This is a genomic window from Neorhizobium sp. SHOUNA12A, assembly GCF_023006505.1.
Lineage (GTDB): Bacteria > Pseudomonadota > Alphaproteobacteria > Rhizobiales > Rhizobiaceae > Neorhizobium.
Window position 1 is genome coordinate 1 of the sequence record NZ_JALBGV010000171.1, and the last position, 3,403, is coordinate 3,403.

At 61.2% G+C, this 3,403-nt stretch carries 5 protein-coding genes and 1 pseudogene; 1 reads left to right on the top strand and 5 read right to left on the bottom strand.

The features are described from left to right. Positions 1 to 634: pseudogene (locus MOV63_RS32135) on the top strand (hypothetical protein); the annotation flags it as partial. Positions 635 to 778: 144 nt separating this feature from the next. Here MOV63_RS32135 and MOV63_RS32140 read toward each other — a convergent pair. The 5 genes from MOV63_RS32140 to MOV63_RS32160 form a co-directional block, all read right to left on the bottom strand. After that, the gene (locus MOV63_RS32140; protein WP_247039797.1) at positions 779 to 1,162 is read right to left on the bottom strand and encodes an ACT domain-containing protein; all 384 of its coding nucleotides are present in this window, start codon (positions 1,160 to 1,162) and stop codon (positions 779 to 781) included. 92 nt (positions 1,163 to 1,254) lie between these two features. Further along, positions 1,255 to 2,157: an RNA polymerase sigma factor RpoH gene (rpoH, locus tag MOV63_RS32145; protein ID WP_038544637.1), complete on the bottom strand. Its 903-nt coding sequence runs from the start codon at positions 2,155 to 2,157 to the stop codon at positions 1,255 to 1,257. Positions 2,158 to 2,405: 248 nt separating this feature from the next. After that, on the bottom strand, positions 2,406 to 2,711 hold the full coding sequence (locus tag MOV63_RS32150; RefSeq protein ID WP_247039798.1) for a DUF1127 domain-containing protein: 306 nt from the start codon (positions 2,709 to 2,711) through the stop codon (positions 2,406 to 2,408). A 99-nt stretch (positions 2,712 to 2,810) separates the two neighbouring features. Further along, a complete protein-coding gene (locus tag MOV63_RS32155; protein ID WP_247039799.1) occupies positions 2,811 to 2,972 on the bottom strand; it encodes a hypothetical protein in 162 nt (53 codons plus the stop codon). 92 nt (positions 2,973 to 3,064) lie between these two features. Beyond that, a partial coding sequence (locus MOV63_RS32160) for an AraC family transcriptional regulator (protein WP_247039800.1) occupies positions 3,065 to 3,403 on the bottom strand: 339 nt, incomplete at its 5' end.

Below are 3,403 nucleotides of genomic sequence, written 5' to 3' on the forward strand. Positions count from 1 at the left end.
GGTGCCCACGCCGAATAACGTCGCCCCGCCCGCCAGCACCCCGCCGGCGAACCCGGCGGAGGCTCCGGCGCTCGCAGGCCAAAAAATGTTCCTCTACGAGGAGCGGATCGGGCAGACGGCGCCGACGGCCATCGACGGCACGGTGTCCTGGTCGCTTCAACGCGAAGCCGGTGCGAATGGCCGGCAGGAGCCTGTCGTTCAGGGGCGGATCAACGTGCCGGGCAGGGGACTGACGGCGCTGATGACCTTCAAGCGCAATAGCGACCCGTCGCTGCCGGCAAGTCACTTGATCGAGATCGTCTTCGCCGTGCCGCCGGATTTCGAAGGCGGCGCGATCGAAAGCGTGCAGCGCATCGCCATGAAGTCGAGCGAACAGGATCGCGGCAACGCACTGATCGCGGTGCCTGCCAAGATCACCGACGATTTCCACATGATCGCACTCAACGATTTCCCGGACGCACGCTCGACCAATCTGGAACTCCTGCGCAACCGCAACTGGATCGACATTCCGATAGCCTATCGCAATGGGCGCCGTGCGCTGCTGACCCTCCAGAAGGGGCCGGACGGGGAACGCGCCTTCAACGATGCTATCCGCGAATGGGGCACGCTCGGAGCGACCGCCAGCGGACAGTGACAGCTTGTCACCCAATAGGAATACAGGAGCCGGCGGTGGTGACATCGTCGGCTTTTTACTGTCGTGATGCCGTTTGATCTGCGCAAACCCGGTTGCCGAACCTCCCATGCCAGGAAGATTAGGTTTCAGGTGGCTTTGTATCACCTAAACAAGCGTGTGACCGGCCGCCTGCAGCAGCTCGCGGACCTTCGGTCTGTCGGTCGTCTTGATCAGCAGATGGTCGCCGTCGAAGGTGGAGACGACGAAAATGCCGATGCCGTTTTCCGAAAGCGGTTGGATCACTGAGAGCACGATGCCGGTTTCTCCGAATGCGAAAGGCCCCTGCAATTTATAGCAGGTCCAGCCGCCATCCTGTTTGATGCCGGAAGGCACGCGCTCCTCGCGGCAGGCGATCGAAAGTTCGTCGTCGGTGCGGTTGATGCTGACGAAACCGTCGCCGTCGGCCCATGCGGGAATACGGTCGGCAGCTTCAAGCCTGGCAATGGCGTAGCTGCCGGCAAGCTCTCTGAGTGTGATGCGCGATGCCATCCCTGCTTCTCCCTTTCCAGTAGATGGATGCTCAAGATAAAGAAAAGGGGCCGCCGAAGCAGCCCCTTTCATATCGTCAGCGTCGCGGCGGACTACGCGTCGACGACGCGCAGAGCGTTCGCCTGGGCGAGCGCTTCCTTCTGAACCGCTTCCTGCACCTTTTCAAAGGCACGGACTTCGATCTGACGGACGCGTTCGCGGCTGATGTCGAACTCGGCCGACAGTTCCTCAAGAGTTACCGGATCGTCGGCAAGACGACGGGCTTCGAAGATGCGGCGTTCGCGGTCGTTCAGCACGCTCAGCGCCTTGGCCAGCATGCGGCGGCGCGTGTCGAGTTCGTCCTGCTCGATCAGTACGGCTTCCTGGCTTTCGTGGTCGTCCACCAGCCAATCCTGCCACTGGCCGGATTCGCCTTCGGTGGCGCGGATCGGCGCATTCAGCGAGGCGTCGCCGGACAGGCGGCGGTTCATGGAAACCACCTCCTCCTCGGAGACGTTCAGCTTGGTGGCGATTTCGGCCACCTGGTCGGGCTTCAGATCACCTTCGTCGATCGCCTGGATCTTGCCCTTCAACCGGCGCAGGTTGAAGAACAGCCGCTTCTGGTTGGCGGTGGTGCCCATTTTCACGAGCGACCAGGACCGCAGGATATATTCCTGGATCGAGGCCTTGATCCACCACATTGCGTATGTTGCCAGGCGGAATCCGCGTTCCGGGTCGAACTTCTTGACGGCCTGCATCAGGCCGACATTGCCCTCGGAAACGACTTCGCCGATCGGCAGGCCATAACCGCGGTAACCCATGGCGATCTTTGCCACGAGACGAAGATGGCTGGTGACCAGCTTGTGGGCCGCATCCCGGTCGGCATGTTCGGCATACCGTTTCGCCAGCATGTATTCCTGCTGGGGTTCCAGCATGGGAAACTTACGGATTTCGTCGAGATAGCGGTTGAGGCCGGCTTCACCGGCAGTAATGGAAGGCAGAGTATTGCGGGCCATAAAGCACCCCTTTCCGATCTATGTATCGGCTCCCTTTTTGATCTTGCTGTACATGCTGAAGGCGAGCCAAGCGGCGCAGGTCATTTTCGACCCCGCACCGACCCAAGTGACAGATAAGTACGGCAGAACAGTGATTCAAGTCATCACGGAAGCGTTATATCATTACAATGTCGTAATATACGACGCTCTGGTGGAGCCGCTGGGAAGGGGGATTTTGGCGTTTCTTTGCCTCACCTATTTCTGCCGGGTCAGAGGCATTTGCGTTCCAGACTGTGCGCGCTGCTGCGGCGGTAGCGGCTGATATCGCCATAAGCCTGGCTGCGGGAGACGCCGATATCTTTCAGCTGATCATCGGTCAACTCGAGCAGCGCCAGCCGGTTCCGGTATCGGCGGAATGTTCCGACGATGACGGCGACCAAGCGGTGCAGGAGCGACGGTTTGGCCGATGGAACGTCCGCTGCGGGCGGCTGGTGCTCCGCTGTGGGCGGTAGTTCCAAGACAAGGTGATAGCGTTCCGATGCGCGGTCGAAGACCGCCCGGTTCTCGTTTTTCATGGTCTTTCTCCAGATGGGGTGGCCGATGCACGGCCGGTGTTTGGGAGGCGGGCGTCTGGCGCCCGTCTCGATGTCGGTCGTTTACGTGTTGGCTGTCATTTACTTACTGGCTGCCTGGGCCGTGCGGGTCGCAGCTTCCGCTTCGCGCAGTGCTTCGGCGCATTCCTCGCAGCAGACCTCGACCGTCTTGCCGCCGATCTTCACCGCAATCCGCGTTGCATCGAGTTCGCAGTCGCAGGCGGCGCAGGTATTCTCTTTCATGATGGCATCTCCCGATGTTGACCTTACGGGAAGAAGAAAAGCACTTTTGGCCGGTCTTGCGCTGTCAGAATCTTTAGCGACTTTGCGCCGTGTTATCTCAAGCCCGCAAAGCGCTGGAATTCTGCCGGCGTCCGGCTATAGGCCTGCCGGAAAGCCGAGGAGAAGTGGCTGTGGCTCGAAAAGCCAAGGTCCAGCCCGAGCTCCGTCAGGTCGTCATAAGTGCCGAGCAGGTCGAGTGCGCGGGCGAGCCGGAGACGCAGCTGATAGCGGTAGAGCGGCGTGCCCTCAACCTGCTGGAAAACCTGGGTCAGGTAGACTGGCGAGACGCCGGCCTCCCGGGCGATCTCGGCAAGCGTCCAGCGGCGGGCGAGATCGGAGGAGAGGGCGAGCTTGGCGCGATCCACCAGCTTTTGGCGGCCGGCGCTGGCGGT